Source organism: Microbacterium sp. R86528 (genome assembly GCF_044596335.1).
GTDB classification, from domain to species: domain Bacteria; phylum Actinomycetota; class Actinomycetes; order Actinomycetales; family Microbacteriaceae; genus Microbacterium; species Microbacterium marmarense.
This window is the reverse complement of sequence record NZ_CP138996.1, coordinates 389,470-410,477: the sequence shown is the minus strand read 5'-3', so window position 1 is coordinate 410,477 and position 21,008 is coordinate 389,470. Positions and strand designations below refer to the sequence as shown.

Annotated in this window: 23 protein-coding genes and 2 tRNA genes; 11 read left to right on the top strand and 14 right to left on the bottom strand. The window is 62.4% G+C overall.

What is annotated here, in order from left to right; genetic code table 11:
- Position 1: 1 nt before the first annotated feature.
- Complete coding sequence (locus tag SJY18_RS02030; protein ID WP_396668228.1) at positions 2-514, bottom strand: ribose-5-phosphate isomerase; 513 nt, start codon at positions 512-514, stop codon at positions 2-4.
- 40 nt (positions 515-554) lie between these two features.
- Positions 555-1,715 carry a ferrochelatase gene (locus tag SJY18_RS02025; RefSeq protein ID WP_396668868.1) on the bottom strand — a complete coding sequence of 387 codons (1,161 nt, stop codon included), beginning with the start codon at positions 1,713-1,715 and terminating at the stop codon, positions 555-557.
- Positions 1,716-1,897: 182 nt separating this feature from the next.
- On the opposite strand from SJY18_RS02025, the gene pepN reads away from it, so the two are divergent.
- The 4 genes from pepN to SJY18_RS02005 all read left to right on the top strand — a co-directional run bounded on the left by pepN (position 1,898) and on the right by SJY18_RS02005 (position 7,804).
- Positions 1,898-4,444, top strand: a complete 2,547-nt coding sequence (pepN, locus tag SJY18_RS02020) for an aminopeptidase N (RefSeq protein ID WP_396668227.1) — start codon at positions 1,898-1,900, stop codon at positions 4,442-4,444.
- A gap of 66 nt (positions 4,445-4,510) precedes the next feature.
- On the top strand, positions 4,511-5,626 hold the full coding sequence (locus SJY18_RS02015) for a mechanosensitive ion channel family protein (protein ID WP_396668226.1): 1,116 nt from the start codon (positions 4,511-4,513) through the stop codon (positions 5,624-5,626).
- A complete protein-coding gene (locus SJY18_RS02010) occupies positions 5,623-6,102 on the top strand; it encodes a globin (RefSeq protein WP_396668225.1) in 480 nt (159 codons plus the stop codon). The genes SJY18_RS02015 and SJY18_RS02010 overlap by 4 nt, the downstream gene beginning before the upstream one ends.
- Positions 6,103-6,139: 37 nt before the next feature.
- Positions 6,140-7,804: an FAD-binding dehydrogenase gene (locus tag SJY18_RS02005; RefSeq protein WP_396668224.1), complete on the top strand. Its 1,665-nt coding sequence runs from the start codon at positions 6,140-6,142 to the stop codon at positions 7,802-7,804.
- A gap of 6 nt (positions 7,805-7,810) precedes the next feature.
- Here the strand turns inward: SJY18_RS02005 and SJY18_RS02000 are convergent, their stop codons facing one another.
- On the bottom strand, positions 7,811-8,482 hold the full coding sequence (locus tag SJY18_RS02000) for a hypothetical protein (RefSeq protein ID WP_337338059.1): 672 nt from the start codon (positions 8,480-8,482) through the stop codon (positions 7,811-7,813).
- Positions 8,483-8,616: 134 nt separating this feature from the next.
- Between SJY18_RS02000 and SJY18_RS01995 the strand changes: the two genes are divergently transcribed.
- Positions 8,617-9,462, top strand: a complete 846-nt coding sequence (locus tag SJY18_RS01995; protein ID WP_337338419.1) for an acyl-CoA thioesterase II — start codon at positions 8,617-8,619, stop codon at positions 9,460-9,462.
- A gap of 7 nt (positions 9,463-9,469) precedes the next feature.
- Here SJY18_RS01995 and SJY18_RS01990 read toward each other — a convergent pair whose 3' ends face one another.
- From SJY18_RS01990 to SJY18_RS01970, 5 genes are all read right to left on the bottom strand, one after another.
- The gene (locus SJY18_RS01990) at positions 9,470-9,988 is read right to left on the bottom strand and encodes an acyl-CoA thioesterase (RefSeq protein ID WP_396668223.1); all 519 of its coding nucleotides are present in this window, start codon (positions 9,986-9,988) and stop codon (positions 9,470-9,472) included.
- A complete protein-coding gene (ettA, locus tag SJY18_RS01985) occupies positions 9,981-11,660 on the bottom strand; it encodes an energy-dependent translational throttle protein EttA (protein WP_396668222.1) in 1,680 nt (559 codons plus the stop codon). Before ettA ends, SJY18_RS01990 begins: the two co-directional genes overlap by 8 nt.
- A gap of 84 nt (positions 11,661-11,744) precedes the next feature.
- Entirely contained in the window at positions 11,745-12,116 is a 372-nt protein-coding gene (locus SJY18_RS01980; RefSeq protein ID WP_396668221.1) for a DUF6993 domain-containing protein, read from the bottom strand.
- A 198-nt stretch (positions 12,117-12,314) separates the two neighbouring features.
- The gene (locus SJY18_RS01975; RefSeq protein WP_337338063.1) at positions 12,315-12,830 is read right to left on the bottom strand and encodes a single-stranded DNA-binding protein; all 516 of its coding nucleotides are present in this window, start codon (positions 12,828-12,830) and stop codon (positions 12,315-12,317) included.
- Between the two features lie 197 nt (positions 12,831-13,027).
- Positions 13,028-13,240 carry a methyltransferase gene (locus tag SJY18_RS01970; RefSeq protein WP_337338064.1) on the bottom strand — a complete coding sequence of 71 codons (213 nt, stop codon included), beginning with the start codon at positions 13,238-13,240 and terminating at the stop codon, positions 13,028-13,030.
- Between the two features lie 108 nt (positions 13,241-13,348).
- On the opposite strand from SJY18_RS01970, the gene SJY18_RS01965 reads away from it, so the two are divergent.
- The 6 genes from SJY18_RS01965 (at position 13,349) to SJY18_RS01940 (ending at position 15,397) form a co-directional block, all read left to right on the top strand.
- Positions 13,349-13,421 (top strand) — tRNA-Arg (locus tag SJY18_RS01965).
- Positions 13,422-13,482: 61 nt separating this feature from the next.
- The gene (gene orn / locus SJY18_RS01960) at positions 13,483-14,106 is read left to right on the top strand and encodes an oligoribonuclease (protein WP_396668220.1); all 624 of its coding nucleotides are present in this window, start codon (positions 13,483-13,485) and stop codon (positions 14,104-14,106) included.
- A 37-nt stretch (positions 14,107-14,143) separates the two neighbouring features.
- A tRNA-His gene (locus SJY18_RS01955) sits at positions 14,144-14,219 on the top strand.
- Position 14,220: 1 nt separating this feature from the next.
- On the top strand, positions 14,221-14,583 hold the full coding sequence (locus SJY18_RS01950) for a metallopeptidase family protein (protein WP_337338066.1): 363 nt from the start codon (positions 14,221-14,223) through the stop codon (positions 14,581-14,583).
- Entirely contained in the window at positions 14,583-14,882 is a 300-nt protein-coding gene (clpS, locus tag SJY18_RS01945; protein ID WP_396668219.1) for an ATP-dependent Clp protease adapter ClpS, read from the top strand. Before SJY18_RS01950 ends, clpS begins: the two co-directional genes overlap by 1 nt.
- A complete protein-coding gene (locus SJY18_RS01940) occupies positions 14,879-15,397 on the top strand; it encodes a DUF2017 family protein (RefSeq protein WP_337338067.1) in 519 nt (172 codons plus the stop codon). The genes clpS and SJY18_RS01940 overlap by 4 nt, the downstream gene beginning before the upstream one ends.
- Positions 15,398-15,405: 8 nt before the next feature.
- Here SJY18_RS01940 and SJY18_RS01935 read toward each other — a convergent pair whose 3' ends face one another.
- From SJY18_RS01935 to gatC, 6 genes are read right to left on the bottom strand one after another with little or no spacing between them, the layout of a single operon-like run.
- Positions 15,406-15,999: a hypothetical protein gene (locus SJY18_RS01935; RefSeq protein ID WP_396668218.1), complete on the bottom strand. Its 594-nt coding sequence runs from the start codon at positions 15,997-15,999 to the stop codon at positions 15,406-15,408.
- Positions 15,974-16,294: a hypothetical protein gene (locus tag SJY18_RS01930; protein ID WP_337338069.1), complete on the bottom strand. Its 321-nt coding sequence runs from the start codon at positions 16,292-16,294 to the stop codon at positions 15,974-15,976. Before SJY18_RS01930 ends, SJY18_RS01935 begins: the two co-directional genes overlap by 26 nt.
- 46 nt (positions 16,295-16,340) lie before the next feature.
- The gene (gene dinB, locus SJY18_RS01925) at positions 16,341-17,600 is read right to left on the bottom strand and encodes a DNA polymerase IV (RefSeq protein ID WP_396668217.1); all 1,260 of its coding nucleotides are present in this window, start codon (positions 17,598-17,600) and stop codon (positions 16,341-16,343) included.
- A 57-nt stretch (positions 17,601-17,657) separates the two neighbouring features.
- A complete protein-coding gene (gene gatB / locus SJY18_RS01920) occupies positions 17,658-19,172 on the bottom strand; it encodes an Asp-tRNA(Asn)/Glu-tRNA(Gln) amidotransferase subunit GatB (RefSeq protein WP_337338071.1) in 1,515 nt (504 codons plus the stop codon).
- The gene (gene gatA / locus SJY18_RS01915; protein ID WP_337338072.1) at positions 19,172-20,695 is read right to left on the bottom strand and encodes an Asp-tRNA(Asn)/Glu-tRNA(Gln) amidotransferase subunit GatA; all 1,524 of its coding nucleotides are present in this window, start codon (positions 20,693-20,695) and stop codon (positions 19,172-19,174) included. The genes gatB and gatA overlap by 1 nt, the downstream gene beginning before the upstream one ends.
- A 12-nt stretch (positions 20,696-20,707) precedes the next feature.
- Positions 20,708-21,004, bottom strand: coding sequence for an Asp-tRNA(Asn)/Glu-tRNA(Gln) amidotransferase subunit GatC (gene gatC / locus SJY18_RS01910; RefSeq protein WP_396668216.1), 297 nt, complete (start codon positions 21,002-21,004; stop codon positions 20,708-20,710).
- Between the last annotated feature and the right edge of the window lie 4 nt (positions 21,005-21,008).

Genomic DNA, 21,008 nt, shown 5'->3' with positions numbered 1-21,008 from the left:
CTCAGCCTGCTTCGGGATCGAAGGAATCGGCTTCGCGCGGATCCGGTTGCAACGAACCATCGGTTTCGAACGCGGCAAGCTGTGCAATACGGCGCGCGTGGCGTTGTTCGCCCGAGAACGGAGTGTTGACGAAGCGGTCGATGAACTGCGCGACCTGCTCGAAGGTATGCTGTCGTGCGCCAATCGCAATCACATTGGCGTCATTGTGCTCCCGTGCAAGCTCTGCCGTGGCAAGGCTCCACACCAGCGCGGCGCGAACTCCTCGCACCTTGTTCGCGGCCATCTGCTCGCCGTTGCCCGAGCCGCCGAACACGACTCCCAGCGCCTCGATGCCGGCAGACTGGTCAGCGACCACGCACTGGGCCGCCCTGATGCAGAACGAGGGGTAGTCGTCGAGAGGGTCATACTCAACGGGGCCATGATCCACGACCTCGTGCCCGCCAGCCGCCAGGTGGTGCTGGAGCTGGGTGGAGAATTCGAGGCCGGCGTGATCGGTCGCGAGGTGAATGCGCATGAACGTAATCCTAGAGAAAAGTGAGCGAATCAGTGCGTTGTCAGGGGGCAATCCCCGCGGCAGCGGGCTTGAAGCCGGCACGAACGTTCTCGCAGCACGCCGGACGACACACATCGAACCACGGACCAAGATTCGTCGCGTGGGGGCGGTCTCGAGCGGCGGTTCCCCTGAGACGTTCCTCCACGAGGTCGACCAGCCCGCTGACAAACACGGGGTCGATCCCCGGCGTCGGTGTGCGCACGGATTTGAGCCCGGCGGCAGCCGCAGCCTCGGTCGCCTCGGTATCGAGATCCCACAGCACCTCCATGTGATCGCTCATAAACCCGAGCGGAACGATGGCGACTGCGGCGACGCCTCTGTTCGGGAGATCCGCGATCACGTCGTTGACGTCGGGCTCCAGCCACGGCTGTGTGGGCGGGCCGGAGCGCGACTGGTACACAAGCTCCCAACCGACACCGGCAGCGGCAGGAAAATCCGCCGTGACCGCCGCCATCACGGTCTCAGCCACCGCAAGGTGCTGCGCCGCATAGGCGCCCCCCTCACCGAAGTCGATGTCGCGCGGCCCGGAGCGATCCGCGTCTGCGGTGGGGATGCTGTGCGTAGAGAACAGCACCCTGATGGCTGCGGGCTCGACACCGTCGTCGACGAAAGACGCCACCGCATCGCGCACGCCGTCAATGAACGGCTGCACGAACCCGGGGTGATCAAAGAACTGACGCACCTTGTCGATCGTCATAGTCGATGCCAGCCCGGTCTCGTCAAGCACCCGAGCGAAGTCCTCCCGGTATTGGCGGCAACTCGAGAACGAGGAGTATGCGCTGGTCGCGAGCGCGAGCAGCTTCCGGTCTTCTGCGGCATCAGCTTCTCTGACCGCGTCGTGAAGGTAGGGCGCCCAGTTGCGATTGCCCCAATAGACGGGCAACTCGATCTCGCGACGCCGGAGCTCAGCTTCGAGCGCACTCTTCAGCGCACGGTTCTGGGCATTGATGGGGCTGATGCCGCCAAAGTGTCGGTAGTGATGAGCTACTTCTTCGAGTCGCTCGTCGGGGATTCCGCGACCACGCGTGACATTTCGCAGGAACGGGATCACGTCGTCTTGACCTTCGGGCCCACCGAAACCAGCGAGCAGAATGCCGTCGTAGGCCACCGGCACCTCAACGTGTGCGGGGCCGGTGGAGGCCGCGGCGGAGGCATAGGGCACGGTGGTGGTGTGCGCTGCTGGTGAGGCTGATTCGTCTTGCTGGTGCGAAGTCACCACACCATCCTGACACCCCGCGCCGACCAGCGGACCGCGCCAAAGGTTTCACGTAGGCTTGTACGGTTGCCGTCGGCGCCAGCAGCGCCTGTTTGCGGCATCCCACCCACACCCACGGGAGCATTTCAGTGCCAGGAGAAAACCTCACCCGCATCGAGGCGCAAGAGCGCCGAGCGATCCTTTCGACCGAATCGTACGAGATCGCTCTCGACCTCACGAAGGGCGCACAGGTCTTCGGATCCCGCACGGTCGTTCGATTCACCGCCACGCCGGGGGCCTCAACCTTCATCGATCTGATCGCACGCGATGTGCATGAGATTGTTCTCAACGGCGTCGCGATCGATGCCGCATCGGCATTCGCTGATTCACGGATCGCCTTGGAGAACCTCGCCGAGCACAATGAGCTGGTTGTCGATGCTTCGTGCATCTACACCAACACCGGTGAAGGACTCCACCGCTTCGTCGATCCCGTCGACGGCGAGGTGTATCTCTACACCCAGTTCGAGGTGCCCGACTCGCGGCGCGTGTTCGCCGCCTTCGAGCAGCCCGATATGAAGGCGACCTTCCAGTTCACCGTCACTGCGCCTGAACAGTGGCAGGTGGTATCAAACTCCCCCACTCCAGAGCCAGCACGCGACGGCGATGGCAACGCGACTTGGTCGTTTTCCCCTACTCCTCGCATCTCGTCGTACATCACGGCGCTCATCGCTGGACCCTACGAGTCCACCTTCTCTGAACTCACCAGTGCATCGGGTCGGGTGATCCCGCTGGGTGTCTTCGCGCGCAAGAGCCTGTGGCAGTACCTCGACGCCGACTACATCTTCGAAAAGACGCGTCAGGGTTTTGAGTACTACGAAGCCAAGTTCGACTACCCGTACCCGTTCGAAAAGTACGACCAGCTCTTCGTCCCAGAATTCAACGCAGGCGCGATGGAGAATGCGGGCGCGGTCACGTTCACCGAGACGTATGTGTTCCGCAGCAAAGTGACTCACGCTGTGAAAGAGCGACGCGTCGTCACGATTCTTCACGAACTCGCCCACATGTGGTTCGGCGACCTCGTGACCATGAAATGGTGGAACGGGCTCTGGCTGAACGAGTCGTTCGCAGAGTGGGCGTCGACGATCGCCACCGCCGAGGCTACGGAATGGACCGAAGCATGGACCACGTTCAACGCGATGGAGAAGACCTGGGCTTACCGTCAAGATCAGCTGCCTTCGACTCACCCGGTGATCGCTGAGATCAACGACCTCGAAGACGTGCAGGTCAACTTCGACGGCATCACCTACGCCAAGGGAGGGTCGGTACTCAAACAGCTCGCTGCCTGGGTAGGCATCGAACAGTTCTTTGCCGGCGTCGCGGCGTACTTCAAGAAGAACGAGTGGTCCAACACAGAGATGTCGGATCTGTTGGTGGAGCTCGAAGCGACCAGCGGTCGTGAGCTCACGACCTGGTCTAAGAAGTGGCTCGAGACCGCTGGCGTGAACACCCTCTCGCCCGAGATCGTGACGGATTCCGACGGCGTTATCACCCGGTTTGCAATCGTGCAGACGGCTCCCGCCGACTACCCGACGATCCGCCCGCACCGGCTGGGCGTTGGTTTCTACAGTCTCAACGACGGCGCGCTCGTTCGCGTGCATCACGTCGAGCTCGACGTAGACGGCGACCTCACCGAAGTTCCAGAGCTCAAGGGGCAGGTTCGCCCCGACCTGGTGCTGCTGAACGACGACGACCTCGCCTACGCCAAGATCCGCCTCGACGACCGTTCACTTGACACCGCAATCAACCATCTCGCGAAGATCAGCGACCCGCTCGCTCGCTCGCTCGTGTGGGGTGCGGCATGGGATCAGACCCGCGACGCGGAGGCTTCAGCCAGCGACTACATCGACCTCGTTCTGCGCAACATCGGCTCTGAGACCGAGTCAACGACCGTGCGCACCACGGTCGGCCAACTTCAGCTGGCGGCAAACTCCTACGTAGCCCGTGAGAAGCGCGCCGCAACCCGCGAGAAGGTCGCGTCGTCGCTGTGGGAGCTCGCGCAGGCTGCCGAAGCTGGCAGCGACAGCCAGTTGCAGTTCGTGACGTCATTCGCGAGCGCTGCCTCCACAGCAGCGCAGTGGGCGACCGTGGCCGGTGTTCGCAACGGCGAAATCGTGCTCGAAGGCCTCGAGATCGACACCGACCTGTCGTGGCAGCTGCTGGTTTCATTGGCGGCAGGCGGAGAGGTGACGGCAGAAGAGATCGACGCTGCCCTCGCAGCGGACAACACCGCGAAGGGAGCGGACTTCGCCGCTCAGGCTCGTGCAAGCATCCCCACTGTTGAAGCGAAGCGGGCAGCCTGGGCGTCGCTCATCGACAACGCCGATCTGCCGAACACGATCGTCAGGGTGATCACCATCGGCCTCACCAGCCCCTCGAGCATCGAGGTGCTGCCGGCATTCATCGAGCCGTACTTCGAGATGCTGCTGCCCATGTGGTCGTCTCGCACCTACAAGATCGCGGAGTACCTGGTAGCCGGGCTTTACCCGGCTGCACTGGCCAGCACGGAACTGCGCGACGCAACGCGCAATTGGTTGATGGCCAACAGCGATGCTCCAGCCGCGCTGCGCCGACTGGTGGCAGAAAACCTCGCTGGCGTCGAACGTGCACTCAGTGTGCAGGCTCGCGACGCACAGTAGAACTCATACGGATGCCTCGGCTCGCACACAGGTGCGGCCGAGGCATCCGTCGTTAGGATCATCACGATGATCACCCTTGATGCGACAGACACCAGCGACGTCACTGACCCGCTGTTCTGGTCAGAGTTCTGGCCGAATGTCGGTGCGTTTTTCACCGGGCTCGGCCTGATGCTCGCCACCGTCGCGATGATCGTCCTTGGGGCGTTCCTGCTGTCGTGGATTCTGCGCGTGATCATTCGTCGCGTCGTAGCCAGAATCGTCAACGGAGCGAAGACCAAGGCGCGAGTAGAAGACACCCAAGCGCTGGAGCGTTCGCCACTTGCTTCGGTGCGACTGGTTCAACGAACTCGCACGCTCGGGTCGATTCTGATGAACATCGGCAACGTGGCGATCCTCATCGTCTCATTGCTTCTCATCGTCGGGGTGCTCGCGCCGAACGCGCTAACCTCTCTCACGCTGCTGTCTGCGGCGATCGGTGCAGGGCTTGGCTTCGGCGCGCAGAACATTGTCAAAGACGTCTTGAACGGCATGTTCATCGTCGCGGAAGACCAGATCGGCATCGGCGATGTTGTCGATCTCGGGCTCGCCTCGGGGATCGTCGAATCGGTGAGCGTGCGAGTGACTCACGTGCGGGATGTCAACGGCACGCTCTGGTATGTGCGCAACGGCGAGATCACACGCATCGGCAACCTGTCTCAGGGCTGGTCTCGTGTGATCATCGACCTCGGCTTGCCCGTTGATGCAGACATGGATGCTGCCGAGAAGGCCCTGCTCGACGCGGCGATAGAGCTCGCACACGATCCCAAGTGGCGCACGCGGATCATCGAACAGCCTGAGATTTGGGGCCTCGAATCCGTGACGGGCGATGCGCTCATCATCCGTCTCGTGATGAAGACGCGTGCGCACGCCAAAGACGACGTGGCCAGCGAACTGCGGCGCAGATTGAAGAGCGCCGCCGATGAACTCGGCCTCACTCTGCCGGGCATGAACACGGTGATGCCCACCGGAATCGACGGTGCGCAACGTGTGCGTGGCGCGCACCCGCCAAAGACAAAGCCGCAGCCGGTCGCGGTGCCCGCTTCGTCCAAGCCAGTATGGAAGCCGAAACGCACTGCCAAGCCCACACCAGAGTCGGCGGCCGAAAGCAACGACACCAACGCCAGTTCGAAGGACCAAACATGACATCGGACGCAGACCCCATGCGCTCCTTTTACGAAGAGATCGGCGGACACGAGACCTTCGTGCGTCTCGTCGACAGCTTCTACCGCGGGATCGCCGACGATGACGTGCTGCGCCCCATGTATCCGGAGGATGATCTGGGGCCGGCAGCGGAACGCCTGACGATGTTTCTCGAACAGTATTGGGGCGGCCCAAGCACCTACAGCGAGCAACGCGGACACCCCCGACTGCGGATGCGTCACAATGGCTTCCATGTGAATCCCGACGCCCGCGATCGTTGGCTGCATCACATGCGTGCCGCGGTCGACGAGCTCGAACTGGCGCCGCTGCACGATGCCACGCTGTGGGACTACCTCCATCGCGCCGCCTTCGCGATGGTAAACACCTTTGAGCCCACGGGCATCGGACCCAATGCCGCCGGCCGCACCGCAGCATCCATTCCCCTGATCGCTGAACCGCCGCAGGACGAATCTCGCTAACTACCCCCTGCCCCACCACCTCGACACTGGAGTCGATATGCCGACCAACACTTACAACACCGACATTCTCGTGATCGGATGGGGCCTGGCCGGGCTCGTTGCCGCGAGTGAAGCGCTCGCTGCGGGCAAACGGGTCGTCATCGTCGACCAAGAGCCACGCACAAACCTGGGCGGTCAGGCGTGGTGGTCATTCGGCGGCCTCTTCTTCGTCGACTCACCCGAGCAACGTCGCATGGGCATTAGAGACTCCCTCGATCTTGCGCGCCAAGATTGGTTCGCCACCGCGGGCTTTGATCGCGATGAAGACGCATGGCCGAAGCGGTGGGCAGAGGCATATCTGCATTTCGCGCACGCTGAGAAGCGCTCGTGGTTGCGAGAGAAAGGCGTCGGATTCTTTCCCGTCGTCGGCTGGGCAGAGCGTGGCGGCTACACCGCACTCGGCCCGGGCAACTCGGTGCCGCGGTTTCACATCACCTGGGGCACCGGGCCGGGCTTGGTAGCCCCGTTCCAAGCGGATGTGGAAACGGCAGAGGCACAGGGCAGAGTCACCATTCTTCCCCGGCATCGAATCAGCTCGCTCACTGTCACTAACGGCACAGTGGTCGGGGCCGAGGGCGAGGTGCTGGCGCCATCAAGCGCCGCGCGTGGCTTCGCTTCGTCGCGTGAAGTCGTTGGTTCCTTCGCTATCACCGCCGCAGCGACAGTCGTCTCTGCTGGCGGTATCGGCGGCAATCACGAGCTTGTTCGCAAGAGCTGGCCATCACGACTGGGAACTGCGCCCGAAAAGATGATCACCGGCGTGCCCGCCTACGTCGATGGTTCGATGCTGTCCACCTCCGAAGTTGCGGGCGCGAATCTGATCAACACCGATCGCATGTGGCACTACGTCGAAGGAATCGAGAACTTCAATCCCGTGTGGCCCCAGCACGGCATTCGCATCCTTCCCGGGCCCTCCTCACTGTGGCTGGACGCCACGGGCAAGCGACTACCGGTACCGCTGTTTCCGGGCTTCGACACACTCGGCACCCTCGCACATCTGCGCACAACCGGTCATGACCATTCGTGGTTCGTGCTCTCGAAAAAGATCATCGAGAAGGAGTTCACTCTCTCGGGCAGCGAGCAGAACCCTGATCTGACCGGCAAAGACATCTCGCTGTTGCTCAAATCGAGGCTCGGCAAAGGGGCCGCAGCTCCGGTGCAAGCGTTTATGGACAACGGCGCCGATTTCGTCGTGCGTGACACCCTCGACGAGCTGATCAGTGGCATGAGGGCGCTTCCCGGCGGCGACGCTTTGGATGCAGCGACTGTTCGAGCAGAGCTCGAGGCTCGTGATCGCGAACTCGACAACGACTTCACGAAGGACGCTCAAGTCGCGATGCTCCGCGCTGCTCGCTCCTACCGCGGTGACAGGCTCGTTCGCACCGCCGTGCCGCATCGGATCACCGATCCAACGGCCGGTCCCCTGATCGCGGTGAAGCTGCACGTGCTGACAAGAAAGTCGCTCGGTGGGATCGAAACAGACCTCGAATCGCGCGCACTCTCTGCAAACGGCGAACCCATACCCGGCCTCTACGCGGCGGGCGAGTCAAGCGGCTTCGGCGGTGGCGGGGTGCACGGCTATCGCGCGCTCGAGGGAACGTTCGTTGGGGGCTGCTTGTTCTCTGGACGCTCAGCGGGCCGGTCGATGGCTGCCGCGGTCTGAGGCTGGTTACGCCCGACCTGTCGAGCGCACTTCGGTGAGCCCCATACGTTCGGGCCTGCGAATCAGCACGTGGCCGCGATCCAAGGTGATTCTCGTCCAAGACGCGGCTGTCCTCACCCGCGCTTGCTCTTCGCCGGCGATGAAACCGAGCGCGAACGCAGCGAACGCTGCACCGAGCGGTAGACCATTCAGTTCGTCGTCAGCCGCGCCCCAGACCGCCGCGCGTACGGAGCGAACAACATCCTCGCCGGGGTTGGCGGGAAGGGATTCTGCCACGGTCGTGATTCCCCACTGGGCCCGGGCTGCCAGAGTGGCCGCAGGAATGTCGTCGGCTGTGACCCACCCTGCTCTGGGCGGCGTGACCCCTGCCCACGGCTCCGACACCGCCGTCTCGGGCAGCTCGATCGATGTAGCATCGTCCTGAGCGAGCTGAAGAGTGGATGCTGAAACCGTCAGGTCGCACACAAGCTCAGGATCGACCGCCAACACTCTCATCGCCAGGATGGTCGGTGTGGCGTCGAAAAGGCCACGTGGCGCCAGCGGAGCAGAAGTCATGACCAGAACTCCGTCCGAGGCACGCAATCGGACTGCGCCGTCTCCTAGGGGACTCGAGCGACCTGCAAATGTCATGGCATCGGCTGCGGCGTCGGCTTCGTTGAATATCAAGCGCTGGGGCATCCGCCTAAAGTATCAAGGGAACGCGCGTGCCCCGTTGCGCGTCAAGACCCAGCGAAATGGAGTTTTTCGTGTCGAAGGCCGCCCCCAGCGCTCCTGACAGTTTCGTACCCGACCCCGATCCGGTTGGATCGCTCATGGATGTTCTTGATCTGTCGGGTTCCGAAGCGCGCACTCGCGAAGATATCTTCACCGGCTCTTCGCAGCAAATGCCGTTCGGCCGAGTCTATGGCGGCCAGGTGCTCGCTCAATCCGTGGTTGCAGCTGGGCGCACCATCGCCGACGGTCGAGCGGTGCACTCCATGCACGGCTACTTTCTTCGGCCAGGTGATTCATCCCGAGGCATCACCTTCTCGGTCGACCGAATTCATGATGGGCGGTCATTCTCTACTCGGCGCACCCAGGCCTACCAAGACGGGGTACCGATATTCTCGATGATTGCGTCATTCCAACAAGAGGACCCAGGCTTGGAACACCAACTCGACATGCCGACGGGCATAGCCGCTCCGGAAGACCTTCCAGACATCGAGTCAGAGGTCGCAGCTTCGCACCCGATCTCCAAGCGCCTGTTTATGAACCGCCCCGTGGAGTTGCGCCATGTCGCTACGCCGATCTATCTCACGGTCGATGGTGAGCCGAAGCCGAGTCAAGCGGTATGGATGCGGATCAAGAAGCGTCTTCCTGACGATCCTGCACTGCATCAAGCGATCCTCGCTTACCTCAGCGATATGACGATTCAGGAGCCGATTCTGCGTGCACACGGCATCGCGTGGTCTACCCGAGGGCTGAAGGTGGCAAGCCTCGACCACGCGATGTGGTGGCACCGCCCTGGACGCGTCGATGAGTGGATGTTGTACGTGCAGGAGTCGCCGAGCGCGCGCGGAGGACGCGGACTTGCCAGCGGCCGGATCTATGCGCGCGACGGATCATTGCTGGCAAGTGTCGCTCAAGAGGTGATGGTGAGGGTGCCCACGGGCAACTAGCACCCGTTCAGGAGCGATGCGCGAACACGATGCTCTCGCCGAGGTAGGGGCTCCAGACCGCCCTCTCGATCGCGCTCAGACGCAAAGGTCGTCCGGTCGCCGCGTCGACTTTCGCGATGACCGCGGTTGCACGGGCGTAGACGAGTTGTGAACGTGCTCCCGAGAGGGAAACTGGACTGCACACCTCGTAGTTGACGTGCACACTCGAGCCGCCCACTTTGCCGAACCACATCTGCACGTCGAGCGGATCGCGTTGGTAGGGCACCGGAGCGAGGTACTCGATTTCTTGGCGAGCGATCAACGTCAGCACACCCGATTGCAGGCTCGAGTCGAGCACCGCGGTCTCGGGAGCCTGCTCACCTTCCAACGGTGCCCAGAATGCTCGCACTCGCGCTTCTTCGAGCAACTTCAGCATCGAGGTGTTGTTGACGTGATTGAACGCGTCGAGGTCGCCCCACCGCAGATGGATGGGGATGTGGAGGCGACGACCAGTTGCCGTCGCCTCCGTGCGGGCGATCTCAGTCACGCGTCAGCTTGCGGTACGTGGAGCGGTGAGGCGAGGCCGCTTCGGCACCAAGGCGAACGATCTTGTTCTCTTCGTATGCTTCGAAGTTTCCCTCGAACCAGTGCCAGTGGTCGGGGTGCTCGTCTGTGCCCTCGTAGGCGAGGATATGGGTGGCGATCCGGTCGAGGAACCAACGATCGTGCGTGATGACCACAGCGCAACCGGGGAACTCAAGAAGAGCATTCTCCAGGGACTGCAGCGTCTCGACGTCGAGGTCGTTGGTCGGCTCATCGAGAAGCAGCAGGTTGCCGCCCTCTTTCAGCGTCAGCGCAAGGTTCAGGCGGTTGCGCTCACCACCGGAGAGCACCCCCGCCTTCTTCTGCTGATCGGGGCCCTTGAAGCCGAACTTCGATACATATGCGCGCGAAGGGATCTCGGTTTTGCCGATCGTGATGATGTCGAGCCCGTCAGACACGACTTCCCAGAGCGACTTGTTCGGGTCGATGTTGGATCGGGACTGATCCACGTAGCTGATCTTGACCGTCTCACCGATCTTGAGAACGCCGCCATCGAGCGGCTCCAGCCCAACGATCGTCTTGAACAAGGTCGTCTTTCCCACACCGTTGGGACCGATCACGCCCACGATCCCGTTCGGCGGCAAGCTAAAGCTGAGTCCGCTCATGAGGGAACGGTCATCGAAGCCCTTCTGCAGGTTCTTCGCCTCGATCACGACGCCGCCCAGACGCGGACCCGGCGGAATGGAGATCTCATCGAAATCAAGCTTGCGCGTGCGGTCGGCCTCTGAAGCCATCTCTTCGTAGCGAGCCAGTCGCGCCTTGGACTTCGCTTGGCGTCCTTTGGAGTTGGAGCGCACCCAGTCGAGTTCTTCAGCCAGTCGCTTTGCGAGCTTGGCGTCCTTCTTTCCCTGTACGGCCAGACGCTCCGACTTCTTCTCGAGGTATGTCGAGTAGTTTCCCTCGTAGCCAATCAAACGACCGCGGTCGACTTCGGCGATCCATTCGGCGACGTTGTCAAGGAAGTACCGGTCGTGTGTGATCGCGATAACAGCGCCGGGATACTTTTGCAGATGCTGCTCAAGCCAGAGCACGCTCTCAGCGTCAAGGTGGTTGGTGGGCTCGTCAAGAAGCAGCAGATCAGGTTTCTGCAGAAGCAGCTTGGTCAGCGCTACACGACGCTTCTCACCACCTGATAGCGGCGCGATGGCTGCGTCGGCCGGGGGTGTGCGGAGCGCATCCATGGCCTGTTCGAGCTGCGAGTCGAGGTCCCAGGCGTCGGCCGCATCGATCTCTTCTTGAAGCGTTCCCATCTCTGCCAGGAGCGCATCGAAGTCTGCATCGGGGTCTGCCATCAGGGCGGAGATCTCATTGAATCGATTGAGCTTCGCCTTGATCGCGATCCCGTCTTGAATGTTCTCCAAGACAGTCTTGGATTCATCCAACTCCGGCTCCTGCAGGAGGATCCCGACGGTGAACCCGGGGCTCAGCTTCGCTTCGCCGTTGGACGGTGTGTCCATGCCTGCCATGATCTTCAGGATCGTCGACTTGCCGGCGCCGTTGGGTCCGACCATGCCGATCTTCGCACCAGGCAAGAACGCCATGGTGACATCATCGAGGATCAGCTTTTCTCCCACAGCTTTGCGGGCACGGACCATGGAGTAGATGTATTCAGCCATACGGTTTCTGCTCTCCTTGCGCTAGCGATGTCAGCGTCTCAGCCTACCGGGCTTGAGGCATGCGCGCCCTCGGTGTACTTCGCGCTACCAGTCGATGGAGCGCGTATCGCCGACCAGACACGTACCTTCATCGAGCCCTGGGAGAACCGCGGCGACTGGATCTCCAGTGGCGGGGCCCACCTGGCCGACCAGGCACTGGTCGCCCCACTTCACAGAGAACTGGATGCTCTCAGCGGGGTTGCCGACTGTCGAATAGTCCTCTGTCACTTCCATGTCGGCTTTCGCGAAGCCGACGGCAACGAGGGCGTCAACATACGCACGACCCGAGGCTTTGTCGGCGGAAGCCCACACCTCTTCTACGGTGAGCGCGAATACAGCCAGGTTCTGCTCGGCCGTACCATCCGCATCAAACGCGGGCACGGTCACCGTGGGCGTCGGTGTAGCTGCCGAGGTCACCGTGGCGCTCGCTGTGGGCGTTGGGGTTTCAATCGGTTCAGCCGGCGCACAACTAGCCAACGCGCACGCAAGCACAAGCGTGCCCAGGGAGCCAGACCACCGGCCACGGGTCGTAGCGGTCAGGGCAAACGCGGGTCGCTCGGGACGTCGATGCACCCAGCGATTCTAAGGGCAGACATCCCGAGCACCCCCTGTGAGTCAGACCGGCGCGTGAATACTCTCCTGTTCTGAAGCCGCGGTCGCTGCCGGCTCGTCGAGCACCCGCGCCTCGCCCGGAACCACTGTTGCCCAGGCCGATCCCGCCGACGCGTCTGCTGCCCATGCATCGCCATTCGGCTGTTCGGTGCCGGCATCGTCTCGCGCCGCGCGCGTGTAGACAGTGCTCCCCCACCGCAGATCGTGACCGACGGCATCGGCTTCGATATCCGCGGACATGCCTTTGCCTGTGGAAGACTCCCACGTTCGGAGCCGAAGGCGGCCGCTCACGATAACGGGATGTCCTTTGCGCAACGAAGCGAACACGTGCTCGCCCAATGTTCGAAACGCCGACACCTGGTACCAGTTGGTCTCGTCGTCAGTCCACTCGCCAGTCGCTTTGTCGCGGCGGCGTGCGGTCGTACCGACGCGAAAGCTCGTGACTGTGTCGCCGGTCGAGATCCGCCGTTGCTCGGGATCTGCGGCCAAGTTGCCCCTGATCGTGATGGTGTCTTGCATGCTGTGCTCCTTTCGCACCCGGGAAGGTCCGCGGGTCCGCCGGCGCCGCGTGCCCGTCGAGCGCCGGCGGTCAGATCAGAGTGCCGCACGCAGCGTTCTCGAGTGGCGCATGTTTGGGGGTGTGGGAACAACAGCGATGCCGCTCGCACTGGGGAGGATGAGTGAAACCCTCAGCGTGTGCGAGCGCTCACCACCCTTTAATGCTCTCGGAACGACGGCCAGTCGCTTCCGGGCGGCATGTGCGCATGGAGCGCACTCTTCGCGATCTCCATCGTTTCGTATGTGCCTGTAGCCGCATCGGCACCGGCGATCGTGACGGTGTAGCCGCTGCCGTCCTTGCGGATGCTCCCCGCAACTCCCGAGGCGCCGTACGCGATCCACAGAGCGTGGTGTGTGTCGGTGGTGCTCATCATCGAACTCCTTTCGAATACCGCTTTCTTGGAACGGTACGCCGGGTTCGCTCGCGGCGCTAGGGTTCGTTTGTGCGTGTCGCAACGCTGTAACCTAGAGTCACCTCTCCCTCCGTAGCTCAGGGGATAGAGCGAGCGGTTTCTACCCGCAAGGTCGGGGGTTCGATTCCTCCCGGGGGGGCAAAAAGTTCGAGTTCGTCATGGTTCACTGCATTGTCGGCGTTCGCCAATAGGCTGGAACCATGGCGGCAGGCTCAAAGAACGACCGACTCGTATGGATCGACTGCGAGATGACCGGTCTTGACCCCGATCTCGACGAACTCGTCGAGATCGCGGTGGTCATCACTGACTTCGATCTCAACGTGCTCGATGACGGCTTTCAGATTGTCATCAAGCCTGACGCGTCAGCACTCGAGAACATGAGTGACTTCGTCACGAAGATGCACGAAAAGTCAGGGCTGCTCAAGGAGATCCCCGACGGTGTGAGCCTAGGAGACGCAGAGTTTCAAGTGCTTGAGTACTTGCAGCGCTTCGTGCTGGAGGGCAAGTCGCCGATTGCAGGAAATACGATCGGCACCGATCGGATGTTCCTGGCTAAGTACATGCCCAGGGTGGACCGCTGGTTGCACTATCGCAGCATCGATGTGTCGAGCATCAAGGAGCTCTCGCAGCGTTGGTATCCGCGCAGCTACATCCACGCCCCTGTGAAAGACGGAGGCCATCGCGCCCTCGCCGACATCCTCGAGTCGATTCGCGAGCTCGCCTACTACCGCCAGGCTGTGTTCGTGGCAGAGCCGGGCCCGACAAGCGATGACGCAAAAGCTGCTGCGGCGGCAGCCGTGTCATCATTTGCCTCTCGAATGTGAGAGAATATTTCGGTTGCCCATTCCGGTGGGAAACATGGTGGGTATAGCTCAGTTGGTAGAGCGCGGCCTTGTGGTGGCCGATGTCGCGGGTTCGAGCCCCGTTACTCACCCCAAATGTCGGAGTTGCTGATGGAAATGGATGCAGCAGCTTTCGAACGACTGGTGATCGATGAGTTGGATCTTCTGCCCGACGATATGGTCGAAGGCTTGGACAACGTAATTTTCGTCGTCGAAGATCTCGCCGAAGACGGCAGCACTGATCTGTTGGGCCTGTACGACGGATGGGCGCTGACCGAGCGTGATCGCTATGGCATTGGCGAGCTTCCGGATCGGATCATCGTGTACCGTCAGGCACACCTAGCCGTCTGCGACGACGAGACCTCACTGCGCGACGAAGTGCACACGACGCTCGTGCATGAGATCGCTCACTTCTACGGGATTGATGACGCTCGCTTGCACGAACTGGGCTGGGCATAATGAATTCGCTCACCGCCCCCAACATCGCTGAAGAGTCTGATCTTCGCTCCGCGCGCGAACCACAGCGTCCCTGGCAAACGCTCGTCTGGGATGACCCCGTGAATCTGATGAACTATGTGACGCACGTATTTCGTACATACTTTGGCTACCCCAAGCCCGTGGCAGAGAAGCTGATGCTGGCCGTGCACAACGATGGTCACGCGATAGTCGCCGAGGGCGCCCGTGAGCAGATGGAGCTGCATGCCCAGGCGATGCATGACTACGGACTTTGGGCCACCGTGAGGCAGGCGCCGCAGTGACAAAGAAGATTGTGCTGGAATTTGCACGGATCGAAGCTGCCCACATCGCCGCGCTGACCGCTCAGTTCGCTGATTTGCTCTCCGAGCACCCCGAATCGCCACGGGATCCTGCCATCGCGCGCTTAGTGCCTGACGCGTATCGCGAAGATCCCGAAGCTGCACGAGAGTTTCGTGGACTCACCGAAGCAGATCTGCTCGACAGGCGCCGGGATGAAGCCGCCATCGTTCTGGCATCGCTCGAGAGTCTTGTCGGAACGAACACTCTCGCGACTCGGGACGATGACCCGGCGCTGCGGGAGACGGTCGCAGTGACTCTCAGCGCGACCGAAGCAGACGCGTGGTTGCGCACGCTCGCAGCTGTTCGTCTCGTTCTCGCTACCAGGCTGGGAGTCGCCATCAGCGACGAAGAGCGTGACGAAACTGACGCTCGCTTCGGGATCTATGACTGGGTGGGCTATCGGTTGCACGTCCTCGTGGATGCGATAGACGGATTGTCCGATCCCGAGCCTGAGTAGCGCGTTCGCTATGGCACGCGAACCACATGGGTGGCGAGGGACTCGGGGGCATCTACCGAGAGATGGAGCGCTTCTTGCCGCGCCCACCGCTCCCAATGCGGTCGGTAAAGCTCGCCATCACGTGCGAGCGCCCGCGCCCGCCTTGATGGCAACGGCGATTCAACCCACACGCGGATGTCGCCGAGCGACGCCGACTTCTCAGTCAGTAAGCCAGAGCCTTCGACGATGAGCGGAAGAGACGGATCCACAGCGTGTGCTTCGGCCGGTTCGGACCGCTCCCAGTCCCAGCGCTGCCAGACGCCGATCAGTCCCCGTGCATGCGGGCGAAGGACTTCTTCGGTGGCTGTCGACACACCATCGGCAAGTCCGTCCCACCCCGGATAGATGGAATCGAGCGCGACGAGTTGCACGCGTCCGGCTCGAGGCCATTGGGCAACGAGCGCTTCTGCGAGAGTGGATTTGCCGGCTCCACTGCGCCCATCGATCAAGATCGCGGGGTTGCTCGCGTCGACTGCCACGACGGCGATGAGAATCTGCTCAACGCCGTGCTGAATGGAACGTGCGAGAGCGTCCGGCCTACTTCTTGAGGATGCGGATGACACGAGTGAGCGAGTGACCTGCCACAAGAATGAGCGGAATGGCAACTACAGCGATCATCACAAGGTTCGGCTCGAAACGAAGATCGTCTCCGCGCCGAATGTACGCGCCGATGGGCACGGCGTATCCGCCACCGCCACCGCCACCATTGCCCGAGGAGTCCTCTCCCCCGCCAAACCCCGTCCAGGTGAGGGCAACGGGGATCATACGCACGCCCGCGACGTCCTGCTGCTCGCCATAGATGCTGCTGACGCCGAAAGTTGCCGACTGCTTGCCGAGTTCAAGTGCGATGTTAGGCATGAGGCTACGCTACCGCCACGAGGGCCAACTGCCCAGTCAAATCTGTCTATTTTTGCTCTGGCAATCGCGGATGCGACGGCACAGCGCCGCCACCGCGCGACTCGCCGAGCAGGGTGGCGCGAGTGATGGCTCCGCGACCAAAGCGCGCTGTGGCAGAATCCACGGCCCCCTCCACCCGCCGCCACTCCTCATCGTCGTCCCAGAGCGCGAGCGGTGAGGCGCCTGCCGGCTGAAGGCGTTCCCCCCTCACGCCCAGCAAGCGCACGGGCAGCGGTCGCGAAATCGAGGCGAAAAGTTCGTGGGCGGCATCACCGATTCTCTGCCCGACTGCGGTGGGCTCGGCCAAAGAGCGGGAGCGCGATACCGTGGTGAAGTCTGCGAAGCGCACCTTGATTGCGACTGTCGTCGCTTCCCAGCCGGAAACTCGCAGCCGAGTGCCCACTCGATCGGCCAGCCGGCGCAACTCCGTCCGCAAGATTGCCGGATCGGAGACGTCATCGTGAAACGTCTCTTCGTGCCCCACACTCTTCTCGACACGAGTCGTGTCGACGGAGCGAGGGTCAATACCGCGAGCCAGGTGCCAGAGCCGCTCCGCCATGGCCCCGCCGAGTGTGCGCTCCAAAACACTCGTCGGTGTGTCGAGAATGTCTCGCACAGTGTGGATGCCGCGCCCTGCCAGCGATTCGGCGGCCTTCGGGCCGACTCCCCACAGCGAGCGAGCTGAACGCGTCTGCAGGAATGCCGCTGTATCCGCTTCCGCGATGATGAGCAACCCGTCGGGTTTACTGATCGTCGAGGCCATCTTGGCAACGTGTTTTGTGGCGGCCACACCGATGCTGCACACGAGTCCCGTCTCGGCGCGAACTCGTCTTCGCAGTTCGATCGCGATTTCACCCGGGCTCCCCCAGAGCCGTCTCGCGCCTCGAACGTCGAGAAATGCCTCGTCGATCGACAGCGGCTCGACGAGCGGCGTGACGTCACGAAAGATCGCCATCACATGCGATGACAGCGCCCGGTATCGGTCGAAGTGCGGAGCCACGACAACAGCGCTGGGACACAGCCGCAAGGCTTGACTGACGGGCATCGCCGCCCGCACCCCGTACCTGCGCGCTTCGTACGAAGCGCTTGAGACGACAGACCGTCCTTCGGGCGCGCCGATGATGATCGGCTTGCCGACTAGAGACGGATCGTCCAGCTGTTCGACGGAGGCGTAGAAGGCGTCCATGTCGACGTGAAGAATGCCCGTGCCGGCATCGTTGGCTCCCGCGGGCGACACCACACGGCCCGAGCCGTCACCACGTCCCATGTTGCCTATCCTCTCGTGAGGCTACGACACTGACGTCGAAGCCTCACGAGGGTGCGGCTACTGAGCGGCGCGCTCGATGATGAGCTCACGCACGCGAGCAGCATCCGCCTGGCCCTTCATCGCCTTCATGACCGCACCGATGATCGCTCCCGCAGCTTGGACCTTGCCGTCACGAATCTTAGCGAGCACGTCGGGCTGTGCAGCAAGAGCCTCATCGATCGCCGCCAACAAGGCGGTGTCATCTGACACCACGGCCAAGCCGCGGGCGTCGACGACTTCCTGTGGGGTGCCCTCGCCAGCGACGACCCCCTCGAGCACCTGCCGCGCTAGTTTGTCGGTGAGCGTTCCCGCATCGACGAGCGACTGCAACGCCGCGACATCGGCGGGAGTCGCCAGCTCAGATGCTTCGCGGCCGGCTGCGTTCGCGAGGCGTGTCAGCTCGCCCGTCCACCACTTTCGCGCCGTTGCCGGCGTCGCGCCTGCGGCGACAGTCGCGGCGATCTCGGCGAGCAAACCACCGTTGGCCACGTCTTGGAACTCGAGATCTGTGAAGCCCCACTCCGCCTTGAGCCGTCGTCGACGCGCGGCTGGCGGCTCAGGAAGCGCGTTGCGCAACTCGTCGATCAGCTCAAGTGATGGTGCGACCGGGAGTAGATCCGGCTCGGGGAAGTATCGGTAGTCATCAGCATCGGATTTCGGACGACCGGGCGAGGTGGCGCCCGTGTCTTCGTGCCAGTGGCGCGTTTCTTGGGTGATCGTCCCGCCATCGGCGAGGATCGCCGCTTGGCGCTGAATCTCGTATCGCACGGCACGTTCAACGGAACGCATCGAGTTGACGTTCTTCGTTTCGGTGCGGGTACCGAGCTTCTCTTGCCCACGCGGACGAATCGACACGTTCGCGTCGCAACGCAAGTTTCCGCGCTCAAGCCGAGCCTCCGAGATGCCCAGCGACAGCACGATATCGCGGATCGTCGCGACGTAGGCTTTCGCGATCTCCGGTGCCCGGTGCTCTGCCCCGTAGATCGGCTTTGTGACGATCTCGACCAGCGGGACGCCGGCACGGTTGTAGTCGACGAGCGAGTACTCGGCGCCCTGGATGCGTCCGGTCGCGCCGCCCATGTGGGTGAGCTTTCCGGCGTCTTCTTCCATGTGCGCCCGCTCGATAGGCACCGTCACGACGGTGCCATCAGCGAGCTCGACATCCACCGAGCCTTCGAAGGCGATCGGCTCATCGTACTGGGATATCTGATAGTTTTTGCCCAGATCAGGATAGAAATAGTTCTTTCGAGCGAAACGACTCGAGGGGGCGATTGAGCAGCCAAGAGCCAGACCCAAGCTGATCGAGTACTTGACTGCTTCTGCGTTGACCGTGGGCATCGAGCCAGGCAATCCCATATCCACCGGCGCGACCAGAGTGTTGGGCGCCGCATCGTGGTTGTCGGAATGAGCCGGGTTCGCAGCACCCGAGAACATCTTGGTCTTGGTGTTGAGTTCAACGTGCACTTCGAAACCGAGTACCGGTTCGTACAGTTCCAGAGCTTTGTCGAAGTCCATCAGTTTGGCTTTAGCCATCAGAGCACGCCTCCTTCGCGTGCGAGCAGCTCGGGCGCGCGGTCAAGCAACGGCCCTCCCCATGAATCAACAAGTGTCGCCTCAAGCGCGGCGCCGACACGGTACAGACGTGCGTCCTGACGAGCAGGAGCGAGGAACTGAATACCCACGGGCAGGCCATCTTCTTCAGCGAGCCCCGATGGGATCGAGATTCCTGGAATACCGGCGAGGTTGGCCGGGATTGTCGTCAAGTCGTTGAGATACATCTGAAGCGGGTCGTCGATCTTCTCCCCGATGCGGAATGCTGTTGTCGGCGCCGATGGCGTCGCGATGACGTCAACCGAAGCGAATGCTGCATCGAAATCCTGCTGAATGAGCGTGCGCACTTTCTGTGCGGACCCGTAGTAGGCGTCGTAGTAGCCCGCTGACAGAGCGTAGGTGCCCAGAATGATGCGCCGCTTGACCTCGGGACCGAAACCCGCATCTCGAGTTGCAGCCATGACGTCCTCCACAGTTCCCCCAGGAACGTCCACCCGCATGCCGAAGCGCACCGAGTCGAACTTTGCGAGGTTGCTCGAGGCTTCAGCCGGGAGAATCAGATAGTAGGCGGCAACCGCATACTCGAAGTGCGGCGCACTGATCTCGACGATCTCGGCACCCTGCGCTTGCATGGTCGTCAGCGCGGCGCGGAAAGATGCAGACACGCCAGTCTGAAAGCCCGCATCCGCGAACTCTTTGATGACGCCGACCTTGAGCCCCTTGAGCACGTCGCCTCGCGCGCCCTCGCGGGCAGCGTCGGCGAATGAGGGCCATTTCTCGGAAATGGAGGTGGCATCGTGGGCGTCGTATCCGCCGATAACGTCGTGGAGGAGCCCCGCGTCGAGGACGTTGCGCGTGACGGGTCCGACCTGGTCAAGGCTCGATGCGAGCGCAATCGCTCCGTAGCGGCTTACTCCGCCGTAGGTGGGTTTGATGCCCACGGTGCCCGTGACGTGCGCGGGCTGACGAATTGAACCGCCGGTGTCGGAGCCAAGTGCCAGCGGGGCTTCGAATGCGGCTACGGCGGCAGCTGAGCCGCCCCCGGAGCCGCCGGGGATACGATCCAGATCCCACGGGTTGCGAGTCGGCCCGTAGGCGGAGAATTCCGTCGACGAGCCCATGGCGAACTCGTCCATGTTTGTCTTACCGAGCGGAACGAGACCCGCCGCGCGCGAGCGCGCCACGACCGTGGCATCGTACGGCGACATGTACCCCTCGAGGATCTTCGATCCGCTGGTGGAGGGCATATCGGTGGTGACGAGCACATCCTTGATCGCCAGCGGCACTCCGGCGAGGGCGCCAAGCGCTTCACCAGCCGCCCGGCGTCGGTCGATATCGGCAGCAATGTCGAGAGCGTGGTCGCTCACGTGCAGGAACGCATGAACGTCGCCATCGACTGCTGCGATGCGATCAAGGTGCGCCTGGGTCGCCTCAACGCTCGATACTTCGCGTGCGGCCAGCTTGTCTGCCAGCGCAGCGGCGCTGATCCTGGTCAAATCTGTCAAGGGAATTCCTTACTACTCTTCGCCGAGAATGGCGGTCACCCGGAATCGACCGTCAGCCGAGTCGGGAGCGTTCTGCAGCACCTGGGCGGAGGTGAGCAAGTCACCCACCTCATCGGCGCGAAACACGTTCTGCATCGGGATCGGGTGACTCGTCGCTTCGATGTCGGCAGTTGCGACCTCGGACACCTTCGCGATGTTGTCAACGATCGCGTCGAGCTGACCGGTAAGTTGCTCAACTTCTTCGTCGTTCAGTTGGATGCGGGCGAGCACACCGAGGTGCCGCACAAGTTCTGGGGTGATTTCAGACACCCGA

Bases quoted from the DNA above. Each gene is read 5' to 3' on its own strand.
- SJY18_RS02030 (WP_396668228.1), bottom strand. From the start codon at position 514: ATGCGCATTCACCTCGCGACCGATCACGCCGGCCTCGAATTCTCCACC.
- SJY18_RS02015 (WP_396668226.1), top strand. From the start codon at position 4,511: ATGATCACCCTTGATGCGACAGACACCAGCGACGTCACTGACCCGCTG.
- SJY18_RS02010 (WP_396668225.1), top strand. From the start codon at position 5,623: ATGACATCGGACGCAGACCCCATGCGCTCCTTTTACGAAGAGATCGGC.
- SJY18_RS02005 (WP_396668224.1), top strand. From the start codon at position 6,140: ATGCCGACCAACACTTACAACACCGACATTCTCGTGATCGGATGGGGC.
- SJY18_RS02000 (WP_337338059.1), bottom strand. From the start codon at position 8,482: ATGCCCCAGCGCTTGATATTCAACGAAGCCGACGCCGCAGCCGATGCC.
- SJY18_RS01995 (WP_337338419.1), top strand. From the start codon at position 8,617: ATGGATGTTCTTGATCTGTCGGGTTCCGAAGCGCGCACTCGCGAAGAT.
- ettA (WP_396668222.1), bottom strand. From the start codon at position 11,660: ATGGCTGAATACATCTACTCCATGGTCCGTGCCCGCAAAGCTGTGGGA.
- SJY18_RS01975 (WP_337338063.1), bottom strand. From the start codon at position 12,830: ATGCAAGACACCATCACGATCAGGGGCAACTTGGCCGCAGATCCCGAG.
- SJY18_RS01970 (WP_337338064.1), bottom strand. From the start codon at position 13,240: ATGAGCACCACCGACACACACCACGCTCTGTGGATCGCGTACGGCGCC.
- orn (WP_396668220.1), top strand. From the start codon at position 13,483: ATGGCGGCAGGCTCAAAGAACGACCGACTCGTATGGATCGACTGCGAG.
- SJY18_RS01950 (WP_337338066.1), top strand. From the start codon at position 14,221: ATGTCGGAGTTGCTGATGGAAATGGATGCAGCAGCTTTCGAACGACTG.
- clpS (WP_396668219.1), top strand. From the start codon at position 14,583: ATGAATTCGCTCACCGCCCCCAACATCGCTGAAGAGTCTGATCTTCGC.
- SJY18_RS01930 (WP_337338069.1), bottom strand. From the start codon at position 16,294: ATGCCTAACATCGCACTTGAACTCGGCAAGCAGTCGGCAACTTTCGGC.
- dinB (WP_396668217.1), bottom strand. From the start codon at position 17,600: ATGGGACGTGGTGACGGCTCGGGCCGTGTGGTGTCGCCCGCGGGAGCC.
- gatB (WP_337338071.1), bottom strand. From the start codon at position 19,172: ATGGCTAAAGCCAAACTGATGGACTTCGACAAAGCTCTGGAACTGTAC.